Origin of the sequence: Buttiauxella cochleicola (assembly GCF_021283185.1) — a bacterium.
Lineage (GTDB): Bacteria > Pseudomonadota > Gammaproteobacteria > Enterobacterales > Enterobacteriaceae > Buttiauxella > Buttiauxella massiliensis.
This window is the reverse complement of record NZ_JAJSOS010000003.1, coordinates 1-16,359: the sequence shown is the minus strand read 5'-3', so window position 1 is coordinate 16,359 and position 16,359 is coordinate 1. Positions and strand designations below refer to the sequence as shown.

General features: G+C 44.8%; 10 protein-coding genes and 1 tRNA gene. 3 read left to right on the top strand and 8 right to left on the bottom strand.

Going from position 1 to position 16,359, the window contains the following annotated elements; translation table 11 throughout:
• Nucleotides 1-47 precede the first annotated feature (47 nt).
• Nucleotides 48-746 carry an IclR family transcriptional regulator gene (locus tag LVQ76_RS05405; protein WP_232921176.1) on the bottom strand — a complete coding sequence of 233 codons (699 nt, stop codon included), beginning with the start codon at nucleotides 744-746 and terminating at the stop codon, nucleotides 48-50.
• A 212-nt stretch (nucleotides 747-958) separates the two neighbouring features.
• Between LVQ76_RS05405 and LVQ76_RS05400 the strand changes: the two genes are divergently transcribed.
• Nucleotides 959-1,032: transfer RNA gene (locus LVQ76_RS05400), tRNA-Gly, on the top strand.
• A 139-nt stretch (nucleotides 1,033-1,171) separates the two neighbouring features.
• Here the strand turns inward: LVQ76_RS05400 and LVQ76_RS05395 are convergent.
• From LVQ76_RS05395 to LVQ76_RS05380, 4 genes are all read right to left on the bottom strand, one after another.
• Nucleotides 1,172-3,397: a sensor domain-containing phosphodiesterase gene (locus LVQ76_RS05395; RefSeq protein ID WP_232864529.1), complete on the bottom strand. Its 2,226-nt coding sequence runs from the start codon at nucleotides 3,395-3,397 to the stop codon at nucleotides 1,172-1,174.
• Between the two features lie 123 nt (nucleotides 3,398-3,520).
• Nucleotides 3,521-4,681: a sensor domain-containing diguanylate cyclase gene (locus tag LVQ76_RS05390; RefSeq protein WP_232904586.1), complete on the bottom strand. Its 1,161-nt coding sequence runs from the start codon at nucleotides 4,679-4,681 to the stop codon at nucleotides 3,521-3,523.
• 348 nt (nucleotides 4,682-5,029) lie between these two features.
• A complete protein-coding gene (locus LVQ76_RS05385; protein WP_193216217.1) occupies nucleotides 5,030-5,548 on the bottom strand; it encodes a hypothetical protein in 519 nt (172 codons plus the stop codon).
• Nucleotides 5,545-6,327: a winged helix-turn-helix domain-containing protein gene (locus LVQ76_RS05380; RefSeq protein WP_232864527.1), complete on the bottom strand. Its 783-nt coding sequence runs from the start codon at nucleotides 6,325-6,327 to the stop codon at nucleotides 5,545-5,547. Before LVQ76_RS05380 ends, LVQ76_RS05385 begins: the two co-directional genes overlap by 4 nt.
• 976 nt (nucleotides 6,328-7,303) lie before the next feature.
• On the opposite strand from LVQ76_RS05380, the gene LVQ76_RS05375 reads away from it, so the two are divergent.
• Nucleotides 7,304-7,909 carry a helix-turn-helix domain-containing protein gene (locus LVQ76_RS05375; RefSeq protein ID WP_151993213.1) on the top strand — a complete coding sequence of 202 codons (606 nt, stop codon included), beginning with the start codon at nucleotides 7,304-7,306 and terminating at the stop codon, nucleotides 7,907-7,909.
• Between the two features lie 96 nt (nucleotides 7,910-8,005).
• On the opposite strand, the gene LVQ76_RS05370 is transcribed toward LVQ76_RS05375, so the two are convergent.
• The 3 genes from LVQ76_RS05370 to LVQ76_RS05360 form a co-directional block, all read right to left on the bottom strand.
• Nucleotides 8,006-9,379: an HlyD family type I secretion periplasmic adaptor subunit gene (locus LVQ76_RS05370; RefSeq protein WP_232904588.1), complete on the bottom strand. Its 1,374-nt coding sequence runs from the start codon at nucleotides 9,377-9,379 to the stop codon at nucleotides 8,006-8,008.
• On the bottom strand, nucleotides 9,366-11,537 hold the full coding sequence (locus LVQ76_RS05365) for a type I secretion system permease/ATPase (RefSeq protein ID WP_232864711.1): 2,172 nt from the start codon (nucleotides 11,535-11,537) through the stop codon (nucleotides 9,366-9,368). The genes LVQ76_RS05370 and LVQ76_RS05365 overlap by 14 nt, the downstream gene beginning before the upstream one ends.
• 117 nt (nucleotides 11,538-11,654) lie before the next feature.
• On the bottom strand, nucleotides 11,655-12,998 hold the full coding sequence (locus LVQ76_RS05360) for a TolC family outer membrane protein (RefSeq protein ID WP_232921175.1): 1,344 nt from the start codon (nucleotides 12,996-12,998) through the stop codon (nucleotides 11,655-11,657).
• A 396-nt stretch (nucleotides 12,999-13,394) separates the two neighbouring features.
• On the opposite strand from LVQ76_RS05360, the gene LVQ76_RS05355 reads away from it, so the two are divergent.
• Nucleotides 13,395-16,359, top strand: a 2,965-nt coding sequence (locus tag LVQ76_RS05355) for a retention module-containing protein (RefSeq protein ID WP_232921174.1), incomplete at its 3' end; no start/stop codon positions are given.

Here is a 16,359-nt window from a genome sequence, read left to right as displayed (position 1 = left end):
TGTGAAGATGGGTAGGGTGATTGGAGGCTAAGTTTGATAATGCCGAACTAAGCCTGGTTGAATGCGATCGCCAGCGCTGTTAAGGCTGGCTTGCTTAAACGTTTGGCAGGAGCTGCTACACCTAATGCTGCAATAACGCATCCTTGCCGACGAAGCGGTATAGCCAGACAATTTAGCCCCACTTCAGCTTCCTCAAGGTCGAGCGCATAGCCTTGCTCGCGGATGATATGTAATTCCTGCTCAAGTTTTGCCGGCAGGAGATTTGCTCGTCGCAAACTGCGCACTAATTCAGGTTCGTTAGCTAAAAATATCTTGCCAATAGCGGAGGTCGTTAACCCTTCACGGCGGCCGCGCGGACTGGCTACCCGTAGATTATTGCAACCTTCGATAGCATCAATATAAAGGTACTCACGCGTGCCACAAGGGGCTGCCAGATAGCTGGTTTCCCCGCTTAATCTCGCCATTCTCAATAAAGCCGGCGTAAATACTTCCCGCAATTGTTCATCAGCGTCCGCCAGAGGTTGCGAGATGTCCCGCAAACGCAAACCTAGTGCGTAATGCGTCCCTTTGCGGGTTATGTAGCCCAGAGCCGAGAGAGTGTTGAGCAGTCCATGTAATGTGCTTTTGTTCAAATTAAGCCGTGCTGACAAATCGGCTAAACGAGCGACACCACCTGCAGCGGCAATATCTTCAAGTATTGTCATTGCGCGTTCAACAGACTGTATGCGGCGGTTCTCATCAATCATTTTAGGGCTCGGTGAGTTTAAAAAGTTCACCATTGTAGAACTTATTGGGTCGAGGGGAAAACGTGAGGGAATCACAAGGGAAATGATTTGCCAACAAGGGTTAGATATTCGCATGCCTCTAATAAAAACAATCGCTTAATAATTAACCACATAAAATGAAAAGGCGCTTGCCAGTGAAAGCTGAACGTCTATAATGCCTACGCACTTCTTAAGCGGGTGTAGTTCAATGGTAGAACGGCAGCTTCCCAAGCTGCATACGAGGGTTCGATTCCCTTCACCCGCTCCAGCATACCTTTCCTAATCTATTTAGAATCCAACGAACCCATTCGATACGCTACTTTTACGTCCTGAATTTGCTTTATCATTATTCATGGCGACAGCAGAAAACCTCATGTATTGCGCTTCCTGCTGCCTGATTTTATGTCTTAAACAGTTGCCGGTAAGGTTTCGATAGGAGCAGGCTTACCAATGAAGTAGCCCTGAACATAGTCAATTCCCATGCGGAATAGAGCATTCTGAATAGCTTCAGTTTCGACAAATTCAGCCACTAACGTCATGTTTTTCATTCTTGCTAACTCACAAATAGATTCCACGATTTTGTAATCCATTTCACTGGAAATAATATTGTGGATAAAACTACCATCGATTTTGAGTATATTTGCCTGCATGTTTTTTAGTCGCGCATAGCTCGCATAACCCGTTCCAAAATCATCGATAGCAATTTTACAGCCTAAACGCTGTAGTGCATCCAGTGTCTTATCTGCTTGTAAGTTGTTGGTAAGTTCATCGGTCTCGGTCACTTCCAGAACGATCTGCTCAGGCGCAATACCGTACTTAATTAGCATGTTTTCAATGAGATGCGCCATATCTGTGCGGCAGATTGATGCTGGGGTCAGATTAATGGCGAAGCATTGGTTTGGCCGTGCATGACGTGTTTCATCCATATATTTCATGGTGTTATTTAACACCCATAGATCAATGCTCGATGACATGCCAAATTCATTTGCTAGCGGTAAAAAAGTATCCGGGAAAATAAGTTCATCATTACTACCAAGCATTCTCAACAGGACTTCATGGTAGCGGTGACCATTTTTACTTTCTATTGGCTGAGCCATCAAAACAAACCGATCTAACTCAAGCGCATATTGAAGTTGATTCATCATGTCGACTTTAGTTTTAACCTGACTTTGTACCTGGCGGCTGCTTTGCTTTCTCATATCCACGGGCAAGTTTGTTGTCAGGGAGATCTCTGCCAGTGCTCGTAATTCACCAATTAATAAATATAGATGACCCACTGGGTAGTTAATGATGCAGTAGCTACAACCAATTTGTGGGTAGAGCTTTACCCCATCACGGGTATAACGGAATGTTTTGGCTTTGTTGTGTAGCTCAGAGATTCTTTTTTCAGCATTTAAAGGGGACATTCGTACGATTAAATCGTGACCAGAGCTGATATAAATAAGCTCATCACTTTCCAGTACAGGTTTTAAAAACTGAGCCAGTTGTTGTTTGTACTGCACTTGCATGAGTAAGCCATAATGGCGACCCAATAACTCAAGATCCGGAATATATAGTTGGCATAAAACAGACACAGTGTTTTTGTTTAAATCTGCATCAAGTGCCAGCAAGTTTGGTAGATGCAAAACTGGATCGATGCTCATTAATCGTTTGGACTTAATATTTAACGCACGTTGTCGTGAAATATTTATAGCCATCAAAGTAATAGTTATCGAAAATGCTGCAAAGCAGGATGTTGCAACGGCCAGGTGTAACTTGTAATCGGCTGTTTGAGGGATATAACTTTGAGAGTTATTACTTAGTACAACCAATAACACCCACCAAATGAGAGAAATGGCGGCATGGCCCAGACGTAGTGTTCCCCAAATCATGACCGGTAACAGTAATGTCAGGGTATATACGGAGTTTATCAGTGTTAGTTTATGATTGATTGGCGAAATCATGAGCGCTGTAAGCAATATCAGTGCGCCAAATAGACAAATGAGTTCCAGCGCTCGCAGGTCTTCTGCAACTTGATTACGGATTTTTTCAATATATTTCTTGATGTATGATGGCGTTCTGATCGAACGAATTACCAAATAACACATTGGCAAGCCAATCATATTCCCAACCAGCATTCCCTGATAATTTATCAATGTTCGCGTGGTGAATGGGGTTATGTACATCATTGTTTGATGCACGCCAAACATCCCCAAATAGAGCACAGCCTGGAAATAGTTTAAGAATAAAGTGGCATTAACAAATACCAGCCAAAAAATACGCTGCCAGGTTAGATTGTAACGCCCAAAACTTGCGCGGCCACGTTTACCCGTAAAATAATAGTAACCAGCACAACTTATTGCAGTTGAAGTAAAATAATGTAGTACTGACATAATTGCCGGTTCAAAGCCGCGATCAGGTGCTACCCGGTAAAATATGCATAGAATGATTCCTGGCAATGCCTTAAAACCATAAATCATGGTAAGGGTTGTCATCAGTGCCATGTTGAGATAAAAGAAAGGTATCTCGAAACCGTCAACGTAGCCGTAAGAACTCATATACTGAGTTATAGGGTACAGAATGAAGGGGAGGACAAGTGGCAAAGCCCACCATTTGTCTTTGTACTTATTGTATAACGCAGTAAATTTCATCATCAATGTCTGCTTTTTTACTAATTCCACTATCTGGAATGATTTACAAGCATCCATTGCTTAAAAAAAGTGTTACTAACACTCGGCTATCTTGCTCTATTAATACACTTTGGTATTAACCTGGCATCACGTGGGCAATGTCATTGCTATCTCATCATAAAAGATGACATTGTTTTTCCCTTTATCTTTTATGTAATACATCGCCACATCGGCTTTTTTCAAAAGTGTGGCAACATCTTGCCCATGCTCCGGGTAAATAGAAATCCCGATACTGGCAGACAAGAAATCAACTGTTGTTGCTGAGAGTTCATAGCTATCTGAGATTCTTGAAAGCAATTTTTTGGCAAGTTTGATCGCCGCATCCTCTGTTTTTTCGCAAACGACGATGATGAATTCATCACCACCAATTCTTGCCACAAATCCTCCCTTGCCAATAACGTTCCTGAGCATTTTAGATATCTTTACCAGCAGTTCATCACCAATGGCATGTCCCCAGACGTCGTTAACACGTTTAAAGCCGTCAAGGTCAATAAACATAATGAACAGTGGTTGCATTTGTTTATCAAATAGAGTGTTCAAATGGTTTTGTAAATAAAGGCGATTAGGCAATTGAGTTAATGAATCATGTTGCGTCATTTGTTTTAATTGCAAATTCTTCGAAATTAACTCTCTTTTGAGAAGTTCATTACTCAAATGTTCTTTGAAATTAATAAACCAGATGAAGATAGCTAACATAAATACCAGGGTAATAAGTATTACCATCGTCATAGCTATCGTGTTTTCGATGTAATCATCATGTTTTATGCTAATAAATGAGGAGGCCATTGGTGCCATATTCATTTTACTTGTACCTAAAAAGTGCATGATTGCTACACCGGTACAAAGAGTAAGAGTGGCACCCAGTCGGCAGAAGTTAGCGTAGCTGTCGTTTTTACTCGTCATAACCAACATCAAATGGGTTAAACGCAGCATGCCTAATGAAGTAATAAAAATAACGATTAGCGAAAGTGTGATATGAGCATTGCTAACATACCAATCACCTGTATTGATGATTGCAGCCATTCCCAGGTAGTGCATGGATGCTGCGGTGGCAGAAAATATCAATGCAGGAATGAGATAGTGATTTTTGCGTAATTTTTTGAATAAAAAGCAACCAAACCCCAGGGAACAACCAATAATAGCGACGAGTAAAGAGGCCAGCGTTATCTTAATGTTATAATTTATAATATGACTATGATGATGGGCCTGCATCACCATGTAGTGTAAAACCCAAATACCACAGCCCATAGTTGGGCCACTAAATAAAGGCCAACAGTAATGTTTTTTTCGAGCGCCAGCTTTACATAGCCAAAAAGAGACATAAAAAGCCAGGCACGCAATAATTACTGCGAGTAGGACTAATGAGATATCATAATTAAATAACATATTTAACTTAAAGTTTACTTTTAGGAAGCTGCATGTTTATTATCATCTTAATGTGCGAGTGGATAATAACGTGGTACTTATTATGTTCAAGATATTTTTATTAATTTACACAAATAAAAGACAATCCGTGCACTGGTTGTCTTTTAATGGGCTGAAACATGCCTGAAATGATTTAACTTAGTTCAAGTCGCTGTAGATGTTTGTACGAAGTTACTCTTCATCGGGAAGCTGATACTTCTGGCAGTATAAATAAGGAATGTCTTCACGGGTGAGGAGAGCGGCATCCTTGTTTAGCCTAAAAATATCGATATCGCTTACTCCTGAGTTTTTCAGATAAAAATCAGGGAAAAATTGTTGCAGAATCGCAGCGGGTACGGTTTCACGGTTGGAAATGATGATCTGCTGGGATACCCAGACGGGGCTGAGGCCATACTCAGCAAGCGTAAAGAGGATGGTCCTCTGAACCGTATACTCTTCCTGCGGCGTGACGTTTATGATGCCGTTAATGTTTGCAATACCTTTTCCGTCACCCGATTTGAAATCGACAATGCCTCTAAATGACGCATTACCCCTAACTATCTGTAGCGTCGACCGGCATACGATGCTGTGCGGATTCTCGTATGAGGGCATATATAGATAGAACGCGAGACCGGAGAGTATCGCCAGACACACCAGGAAAATGATACGTGTTTGTTTTCTGATAGTGGCTATCGCGCTAAGCATCTTCATTTACTATCGTACCGGGGATAATAGACGGACTGACAGGAGTTATCATGTGACAATTCCATATTGGTAGTGCACGTAATGATAGAAATATTTTTCGTCTCAGGATAAGCCGTTATATAGAGGTATTTATCATCACTGCACATTTCAGGATGCTGCTTGATAAAATCCTCATGACGAATATGGTTACTTGCATCATCATTTAAAAAATAGTGGCATTGGCCATCATATTTTTTTGAAGCAACATAACCCGAAAAGTAATTCTCGCTGGATACTTTAGGGTAGATAAGCACCCCAACTATTATGATGGTAAACATAATAATAAGTGCTTCCGCCAGATTTACCTTTGGCAGTTTTTTATTTTCTATTCCATTCGTATCTGTTACAGCGTGCGGCTCTGTAAGTTCGATCTCAACCTCAGGTACAACATGATCCCGTTTTTTTTCAACGGTTATTTCTTGTTGAATGATAAGACCTTTACGAGGAATTGTGGTGATTATTTGTTTCTCTACATTCATTTGTAAAAATGACTTTCGCAGAGAGAGAATGCTTTGATAAAAGGCGTTAAAGCTAACCTGTCTGTGGCTTTCACCCCAAGCGAAAGCGAGTAACTCATTCTGAGTAACAATCTTAGTGTGATTCCTGAGCAATAACAGTAGGCATAATGAGGCTGTCGGCTTGAGTTTTATCTCTTCATGGCTGTCTGTATGTACCAGACACTGTTTCTCTGGTAGAAATACTATTTTGTTTTCAATGAGATAACATAGATTATCTGCTTCGGACATGTTGCCACTACTCTCGTTGACTCAGGCTGGTTTTCCACCTGCCATTATAAGCACAATGTGGCATGGAATAATCCAGCCTTTTAGCTACTTTACCCTTTAGGTACTTCTCGGATCATCAATATACTTATGATTAACCAAGTGTTAACTATTTTTATACGTTAAAAATCATTTAAAATCAATTTGTTATGGTTATGTGCTACTTCTTTTTTAACTGAAAAGAAAAAATTACCACCGCAAAGATTAAAAAAATTACGTTTCTGCCCTCAGATTAATATACTCACTGACAGAGCAGCATGAGGGGGCAGGCATGGTATCTCAGAGTTAGATGCTCAATAGTGTAAATTTGAAAATGATATTTAATACCTGAGTATTTAAGTCGCCTTTACTCTTCGTTGATGATGTCTCACCATAACAACGGGGATATAGCCAATGAATAAACTATTTCAATTAATAGTATGTATTTATGGGGTTTCAACCCTGGTGTTTATGCTATTCAGAGTTGTATGGCTTTGGATGCAGGTTATAAAGTATAAGAAAAATGATTTTGCCTGGTTCAAAGATAAGATTGATACAGTGATTGTGATATCAATTATTTGGCCATTGTATTTGATATATGTTATTTTTCAAGTTATTTTTAATCCCTGCTGTTTATGGAATAACAGTTGTGATTGTTTGAAAAACAATATGCCCTGATATGATTTTTTGAGTGATTATTTCATAGTTGTATAATGAAGTAATAATAATGTATGCGGTTGTTCATGAGCGTGGAATATTGTTTGGCATGGAGTTCATAAGGTTATTCATTTCAAATCGCCATCCTACAATCCTCAAAATCTGGCTTACCAATCGCAGGTTTGCCGTAATGTCCTATATTGATATACGTTACGAGTAACGGGGTATCGATTGCGTTAGGGCGATCTCCTTTGCTTTGTGCCAGGAGATAATCTCAATCCCATAACTAGAGTAAGAGAAGCTGATGTCCATTCTTAATTTTGATGAATCTGTAATGCTCATTGGAGACGAGATTAAAAAATCTGAAAACGCCTATTTCTCTCTGAGGAAAAAACGTCAGCGCATTGAAATGAAAAAAGATGGAAACATTTTTTATCTTGAGAAAGGCTCTGTCTCTGTTTACCGAGTTGAAAATGACCTTGTTACGGTAAGCTTTACCGCCCCCGCTATCCTTGGCCTGGCACAGATGCGTAATGATGTGATGTCTCATTACCTGCGTTGTGACACGGACTGTGAGATGTGGGTAATGAATGCGGCTAATGCTAATGAGATGCTTAGCAAGAAAAACCTATGGATACATGCATTTGATATTCTGACTAACCATCTGCAGCGTTATTTCCAGCGTGAAAATCTGCGTTCGCATAAAACTATTCGCGAAATTGTGACGGAACACGTGAAACACATTTGGTCACTTGAACCTGAAATACGTGAAAAAACATCAGTCTATACATTTATTCTCAGTAGGAACCACATTTCACGTAGCGCTATCCATAAAGTGCTTCAGGAACTGGTTAACGAGGGTAAATTGACTCTGAACCGTGGGAAGTTGTCTTCGTTTAATGCCCAATAAGACAAAGCCGGGTGTTATGTATTTAACGCCAGCCAGCTACTGAATTTCACGATAAAAAAAGCCGCAACATCATCTGTTGCGGCTTTTTTATCGTTTCTATCTTTCGCGTAATGCTTCCGCTTTGGCGCGAATAATCGGTTTCAGCAGATAACTCAGAATCGATTTCTTACCAGTTATAATATCGACTGATGCGACCATACCTGGAATGATGACCATTGGATGCTCTTTGGTTCCCAGGTAGTTCTTATCTGTGCGCAGGCGTGCAATGTAGTAACTGTGGCCTTCTTTATCCGTCACGGTATCTGGGCTTAGCTGGACCAGTTCACCATTCAGGCCGCCATACGTGGTGTAGTCGTAAGCGGTGAACTTCACTACGGCATGTTGCCCTGGGTGCAGGAAGGCAATGTCACGCGGCTGAATTTTCACTTCAATAAGCAGTTTGTCATCCAGTGGCACGATTTCTACTAAATCACTGCCTGGCTGAATAACACCGCCGATGGTGTTAACCAAAATTTGCTGGACAACACCGCGAACTGGCGAAACCACCATGGTTCGATTGACACGGTCTTCAAGTGCCTTGCCAGTGGCTTCTGCTTTGCTCAGATTCGTGCGTGCTTCGTTAAGCTGTGAAAGCGCATCGCTCTGGAAGCGGTTACGACTTTCACCAATCTTGTTTTCAATCTCTTTTGTCTCAGATGCAGACTTAGGGATGGAAAGCGTGACGGAATCCAGCAGCCCTTTAGTTTCCACTTCAGTACGACGTAAACGCAGGATTTCAACTTTAGAAATTGCACCTGATGCCAGCAGCGGCTCAGACATTTTGATCTCTTGCTGCAGTAAACTAAGGCTGTTTTTGTACTGTTCCTGTTTGGACTGGAAATCACGCAGTTCCTGTCTCTTCTGAACTAGCTGCTCTTGAAGACCTTCAATTTCATTCTGGAACTGGCGACGGCGACTGTTAAATAAATCCAGTTCGCCACGTGCAACATCAGGAGCCTTCTTAGAAATCTCATCAGAGATGACAAAATCTTTGTCTTCAGCTTCCGCAGCCAGACGATCGATTTTAGCCTGTAAGCCAAGCTTATCAGCTTCAGTCTCACCAACGTTTGAAGCAAAACGAGTGTCATCCAGATGAATCAACGGCGCGCCAGCTTCAACGATTTGCCCTTCATGCACATACAGCTCGGTGACAATACCACCTTCCAGGTTCTGTATTTTTTGCAAGCGTGATGACGGGATGGCTTTTCCTTCACCCCGTGTAACCTCATCAAGTTTGGCAAATCCAGCCCAAGTGAACGCCAGCACGACTAATACCAGGATAGTCCAAAGAGTCAGGCGAATAACGCGCGGCGAGTCATCAATCAGAGCATGACTCACCTCGTTAATGTTATCGGCCTGGTTTTCATCGCGACCTTTGAAGTAGTTGCGAATTTGCGGGCGTAAACGTGTAAATAACTCAGCGAGACGCATTGATTTGACCCTTCTTCAGCGCATCCATAACAATGGCTTTAGGGCCATCAGCAATAATGCGTCCTTTATCAACAATAATCAGTCGATCAACCAGCGTTAGCATCGACGCTTTGTGCGTCACGAGTAACAGCGTTTTATCAGCGACAAATGGCACCAGACCTTGTTTAATCTTGTCTTCACTGGTGTTGTCCATCGCACTGGTCGGTTCATCAAGCAGCAGAACTGGTGGCTCCAGCAGGAGCGCGCGAGCCAGCGCAACAGCCTGGCGTTGCCCACCGGACAGCTGCATACCACGCTCGCCAACTTGCAAGTTGTAGCCGTCAGGGTGAATACGAGCGAATTCGTTAACGCCAGCAAGTTCCGCGGCGCGCAGCATTGTTTCATCGTCAACATAACGGGCACCACAAATCAGGTTATCGCGCAGTGATCCATTAAACAGCTGAATGTCCTGAGGAACATAACCAATGCTGTGGCGCAAATCGTTGACGTCCAACTGACGAGCATCTACATCGTCGATCAAAATATTACCGCTGGTTGGCTGATATAGATTGATTATCAACTTGCTAATCGAGCTCTTGCCTGAGCCGCTGCGGCCGATAATACCTACTCGCTCACCAGGCTTAATAGTCAGGTTAATCTTTTGCAGTGAAGGGTTTTTCTGCTCGGGATAACTGAAGTCGACATCTTTGAACTCAATGCTGCCACGGAATGTTTCGCGCTTCAGAGGGTGCTCATGATCGCGTCTCTCCTGCGGCATCGACATCATTTGTTCGGTGTTTTTGATGGTCAAACGCGCCTGGTGATAACGGGCAATCAACCCGGTGAGTTGGCCCATTGGCATCAGCGCACGGCCATTAAGCATATAGCAGGCAATCAGGCCACCCATGCTCAGCTTGCCGCCAATAATCATATACACGCCGACGATAATCATGATGACGCCAGACATTTGCTGGAACCATCCGGTCAAGTTGCTGGCGAAGCTGGATAAGGTTTTAACGCGTAACTCCAGGCGGCTTAAACTGCCCAGAGTTTGTTCCCATTGATACTGGCGTTCGCTTTGTGCGTTGTTGACTTTGATAGCGTCCAGGCCACTGAGTGTTTCAATCAGCAATGCCTGGCGCTCGCTTGCCAAACTCATGGTTTTAGCAACGGCGGCATTTACCGGTTTCTGCAACGCCCAACTAATCACTAGCGCGATAGGGAAGGTCAGTAAAGGAATCCATGCGAGCGACCCGCCGATAATGCCAATCACCAGCAACAGCACCAGCGTAAACGGCAAATCGATGAGTGTGGTCAACGTGAGAGATGAGAGGAAATCACGCAGCGACTGAAATTCATGAATGTTTTGCGCAAAGCTACCCACACGGGCTGGGCGCGCTTTCATCTCCATGCCGGTAATACGCTCAAAAAGCGTGGCTGAGATAATCAGGTCACTCTTTTTACCTGCAATGTCCAGGCAGACACCGCGCAGCATTTTTAAGATCAAATCGAAAACAAACGCCATGCAAATACCGACGGCCAAGACCCACAAAGTCACCGTGGCATGATTGGGTACAACCCTGTCATACACATTCATGGTGAACAGCGGAGTTCCCAGCGCAATCAGGTTGATCAGCAGGCTTGCTAATATCGCATCCATATACAGATAGCGAGAAAGCATCAGCGTGTCTTTGAACCAGGATTTTGTCCGTGGCAGGAAAGATTCAGACTGTAAGTCAAACTCATGGCGAGGATGTGCGAAAATCACCTGGCCTGCGTAGCTTTTCTCAAGTTCTGCTGCATCAATATTGATTTCACCGCCTTCGCTCTCGCTTGGCATAATGCGAGCAGTACCATCTGCGTTCCAGCCAAGCAGTACGGCGGCACCACCGTCACGCAGCAAAAGTATCGCAGGCAGAGACATGGCGGCGATTTTATTGAGCGAGCGTTTGATGACACGTGCTTTTAATCCAGCACGAGCAGCGGCACGAGGCAAAATAGCCAACGTCAGGCGATCGTTCTCCAGCGGCAGCCCGCTACTCAATGTTGAGCGGCTTGCTGATTTACCATGCACAGAACAAAGAACCAGCAGGCAATCAAGCAATGGATCGTCATTGCGACTGCGCGGGTCATGATAATGCGACTCCTCTACAGGAGGAGCCTCTGACATTGTATTCATGTGTTCAACTTGTGAAGTCATTGATAGGAATGTTCCTGACGCAACTATTTAGCAAAAAATAAAAAGTGAACTAATCCTGAAATAGTTCAGTGGGGAACTATTTCAGTTAATTAAATGCTAATTAAGTTCAGGTAATGAGTTATTTTCTGGAGAGTCTATTGGTTGACCTGCAGGCACTGGATTAATTTTAAGTGCTTTTAATAATTCACCTGTACGCGCGCAAATACGATAACCCGTCGAAATTTCCAGATAACGTAATTCAACAAGGCGGCGTTTAGCTGAGAATACTTCATTTTCACTATCCAATAAATCCAGCAAAGTTCGCTCACCCAGGCTGAACTGATCCTGATAAGCGGTACGAACTTTCACGCTGCGGTCGGCATAATCTGTGGCTGCGGGAATTTGGTCTCTGGCACTTTTTAATGCTGACCATGCCAGGCCAATTTCCTGGTTCATCTGGCGCAGCGTGTTATTACGTACGTCCTGAGCTTGTTTTTCCAGATACGCGCGGGATTGCATTGCTGCTTTATCGCTGCCGCCCTGGTACAAGTTGTAGTGCAGTTTCACCATCGCTTCCCACTCTTCTGAATGGGCACGAGTCGTGTCGGTGTCATTACTGATGCTGCGAGATAGTGCCACATCAACACGAGGATAAAACGTTGATTTTGAAGCTTCATACTGCTGGCGAGCAGCCTGAATATCAGCATTGGCAGATTTCAGCAGCGGGCTGTTGTCTTCCATTATGCGTTTGGCATCTTCAAGCGATTTTGGAAGGATGGCATTAATACTTTCAGGCAGACTCAGGTTTTCAGGCGCTTCACCGGTCACACTCATGAATGTAGTATTGGCATCTTCGAGGTTGGTCTGCTCAGTCAACAAGTTGTTGCGAGCTTGCGCCAGACGCGCTTCAGCCTGCATTAAATCGCCTGAGCGGCCAACGCCTTGATCGGTACGTAAACGAATCTGGTCGTAGATGCGCTCATGGTTGGCGAGATCATCTTCTGCCAGATGCACATATTCCTGACGTTGCAATACGTCAAGATAGGCCTGAACCACCTGAAATGCGGTATTTTCACTGATATTCAGCACGCTAAAAGCCCGGGAATCAACGGTTGCCTTTTGACGGTCAACTTCACTTGACGTCGCAAAACCGTCGAACACATTTTGGTTGAGGCTAATTGTGGCGTCGTTTGGAGACAGATTCATCCCACTCTTACTACCACCCGCGCGCGTGGTAGCATCGTTGATATTTTTCTGGCCTGCTTCAGCATCTAAATTCAGGGAAGGAAGATATCCACCGCGGGCTGCCCGCAAATCCTGCTCTGCAGAATAACGACTATTTACTGATGCATTCACTTCCGGGTGGCTGGATAAAGCTTGATTTACGGTATTTTGTAAAGTTGCTGCGTTAACTGATGGTATTGATAAACAACCAAGTATAAAAAGGGAAAACTTCTGCATTTTATGAAGCCTTTATTGCGCGCATTAATGATATCCCTATATCACGCCTTATATCCATTTCTGCTTTAACACGAAACATCATATTAATTAACAAGTGCAGAGGTTTTTATCTGATTACATTAAACGCAGCTTTCATTCGCAATGAAATTTAATGTTCGGTAATGTGATGTTTCACTTTCCGTCATTTTTGATTATATTTAACGCTCAGTCAAGTCTCCGATAATAGAGTTCTAATAACTGTGTTTTTTTCTACATTCATTAATTACTTTCGAATGAAATGTCCATTAATGGGCATTCTGATTTGGAGGTGATTTATGAATGGGAAAATAATGTTATTAGTTATTTAATTAATAGTAACAATTATAAAAATAACGAAAGTATTCAAGAGAGGTAATAGTGAGCAATTTACTTGGTGTGATTAAAGCAGTAATTGGTCTGGTTTATGTAGTTGAAGCAGACGGCTCACAACGTCTCTTGAAAGAAGGCGACAGAATCTATAGTGGTGAAGAGATTGTCACGGGAGTCAGCGGCGCGGTCAGTATGGAGCTGCCAAATGGTAAAACCCTGGATCTCGGGCGTAATAGCCACTGGAGTGAGCATGGCTTGAATGCAGTAAGTAATGCAGAGCATGACACTCAGGATGTCGCATCGTTACAGAAAGCTATTGCTGACGGCGCTGACCCGACACAAGCATTAGAAGCAACCGCAGCGGGTAATGAAGCACCGGTGCAAATCGAAGGTGGCGGTGGTGGTCATACCCTGGTGCAGCTGGATTTGACTGGGAAAATCGTTGATCCTACTGCCGGTTTTAATACGGCAGGTATTGGGGCTCCAACACCTGAACTTAACCTGCCGGAAAATGGTTTCACAACGGCGGGCTCCTCTGGTTCACCTCCGGTGCTCCCACCGTTGGTTCACATTGATGATTTTGCCGGTAACGATGGTTTTATTAACAAAAATGAAATCAACCATACCAATATCAACGGCACCAGTAATCAAAACCACATCACGCTGACCTTCACCGATAGCCAAAAAAATACAATTACTATTGATGTTCCGGTGAACAATGGCCACTGGACAGCAAACCCTGATTTAAGTGGTTTGGTTGAAGGTGATATTAGTGTCGTCGCTACCGCTACTGATGTTTCCGGACGCACCGCGCAAAGCACGACGGATGCTGTGATCGATGTAACTGATTTGCATGACCAGATAACCATCGATAGCGTCACGCCTGATAACGTTATTAACATCAATGAATCACATCAGCCGCAAACCTCAGTCCACGGCAGCGTCTCTGGTGATGCAAAAATCGGCGATGCCATCACATTAACCGTCGATGGTAAGGAATATCACGATGTCGTTATCGATCTCGGTAATGGCAATCTTGGCTATCGGATTAATGTCTCAACTCAGGGGCTGCTGGCCAATCCGAATATTCATGCCACTGTGACCTCCACCGATGAGGCTGGGAACACGACTCAGGCATCAAGCGATCACCATGTGGATATCGATCTCGATGTTCATAACTCAGTCACGATTGAAACTGTTGCTAACGATGATGTCGTTAATGCCAGCGAATCTCGTATGCCAACCTTGATTGCTGGTGAAGTCGGTGGTGATGCTAAAGCAGGTGATCCTATTACCGTTACAGTACAAGGCCAGCAATTCCATGGCGTTGTGATTAATGATAACGGCCAATTGCGCTATGAAGTACCGGTTCCGACTCGTCTTCTTCACGAAGGGGCCAATGATGTTCAGGTACAGGTAATTAGCCATGACGCTGCGGGTAACGAAGCGATTGCTGTTGAACATCACAATGTCACGCTCGATACCCATGCACAAAATGCTCTGACGATCGAAACGGTTGCTGGTGATGACACCGTGAACCGTAGCGAATCCCGTATGCCAACGTTTATCAGCGGTGAAGCCACCGGTGATGTGCAGGTTGGCGACCATGTAGTAGTGAGCGTTAACGGCCAGAGCTTTAATGGCGAAGTGGTCGCTGATGAAAATGGCAAACTGCGTTATACCGTGCCAGTGCCAACTTCAGCACTGAATGAAGGCAGCAACGATGTGCAGGTGATGGTTACGGGCGTCGACAATGTTGGCAACACGGCGATTGCGGTCGAGCACAAAACTATCGTACTGGATACGCAGGCACATAATGCCCTGACTATTGAAACCGTGGCGGGAGACGACATCGTCAATCGCACGGAATCCCGTATGCCGACGCTTATCAGCGGTGAGGTCTCCGGGGATGCACATGCAGGTGACCATGTGGTGGTCAGCGTCAACGGCCAGAACTTCTACGGCACGGTGACCGATGAAAACGGCCACCTGCGTTACGAAATTCCGGTGCCGACAAATGCCCTGACCGAAGGCAGTAACGATGTGCAGGTGATGGTCACCGGCACCGACAGCGCAGGTAACGCCACCACGGCAATTGAGCACAAAACGATGGTACTGGACACGCAGGCGCATAACGCCCTGACCATCGAAACGGTGGCCGGTGACGACACGGTGAACGCCACCGAATCCCGTATGCCGACGCTTATCAGCGGTGAGGTGTCCGGGGATGCGCAGGCAGGCGACCATGTGGTGGTCAGTGTCAACGGTCACGAATTCCGTGGCGACGTGGTGACCGATGAAAACGGCCAACTGCGCTATAACATCCCGGTGCCAACCCAGGCACTGAACGAAGGCAGTAACGATGTGCAGGTGATGGTGACCGGCACCGACAGCGCAGGTAACGCCACCACGGCAATTGAGCACAAAACGGTGGTGCTGGACACGCAGGCGCATAATGCCCTGACCATCGAAACGGTGGCCGGTGACGACACGGTGAACGCCACCGAATCCCGTATGCCAACACTTATCAGTGGTGAGGTGTCCGGTGATGCGCAGGAAGGCGATCATGTGGTGGTCAGCGTCAACGGTCACGAATTCCGTGGCGACGTGGTGACCGATGAAAACGGCCAGCTTCGCTATAACATCCCGGTGCCAACCCAGGCACTGAACGAAGGCAGTAACGATGTGCAGGTGATGGTGACCGGCACCGACAGCGCAGGTAACGCCACCACGGCAATTGAGCACAAAACGGTGGTGCTGGACACGCAGGCGCATAACGCCCTGACCATCGAAACGGTGGCCGGTGACGACACGGTGAACGCCACCGAATCCCGTATGCCAACACTTATCAGTGGTGAGGTGTCCGGCGATGCGCAGGAAGGCGATCATGTGGTGGTCAGCGTCAACGGCCAGAATTTCTATGGCACGGTGACCGATGAAAACGGCCAGTTGCGCTATACCGTACCGGTGGCGACTGCGGCACTCTCCGAAGGCAGCAATGACGTGCAGGTGA

Bases quoted from the DNA above. Each gene is read 5' to 3' on its own strand.
- LVQ76_RS05405 (WP_232921176.1), bottom strand. From the start codon at position 746: ATGATTGATGAGAACCGCCGCATACAGTCTGTTGAACGCGCAATGACA.
- LVQ76_RS05395 (WP_232864529.1), bottom strand. From the start codon at position 3,397: ATGATGAAATTTACTGCGTTATACAATAAGTACAAAGACAAATGGTGG.
- LVQ76_RS05390 (WP_232904586.1), bottom strand. From the start codon at position 4,681: ATGGGCTGTGGTATTTGGGTTTTACACTACATGGTGATGCAGGCCCAT.
- LVQ76_RS05385 (WP_193216217.1), bottom strand. From the start codon at position 5,548: ATGAAGATGCTTAGCGCGATAGCCACTATCAGAAAACAAACACGTATC.
- LVQ76_RS05380 (WP_232864527.1), bottom strand. From the start codon at position 6,327: ATGTCCGAAGCAGATAATCTATGTTATCTCATTGAAAACAAAATAGTA.
- LVQ76_RS05375 (WP_151993213.1), top strand. From the start codon at position 7,304: ATGTCCATTCTTAATTTTGATGAATCTGTAATGCTCATTGGAGACGAG.
- LVQ76_RS05370 (WP_232904588.1), bottom strand. From the start codon at position 9,379: ATGCGTCTCGCTGAGTTATTTACACGTTTACGCCCGCAAATTCGCAAC.
- LVQ76_RS05365 (WP_232864711.1), bottom strand. From the start codon at position 11,537: ATGAATACAATGTCAGAGGCTCCTCCTGTAGAGGAGTCGCATTATCAT.
- LVQ76_RS05360 (WP_232921175.1), bottom strand. From the start codon at position 12,998: ATGCAGAAGTTTTCCCTTTTTATACTTGGTTGTTTATCAATACCATCA.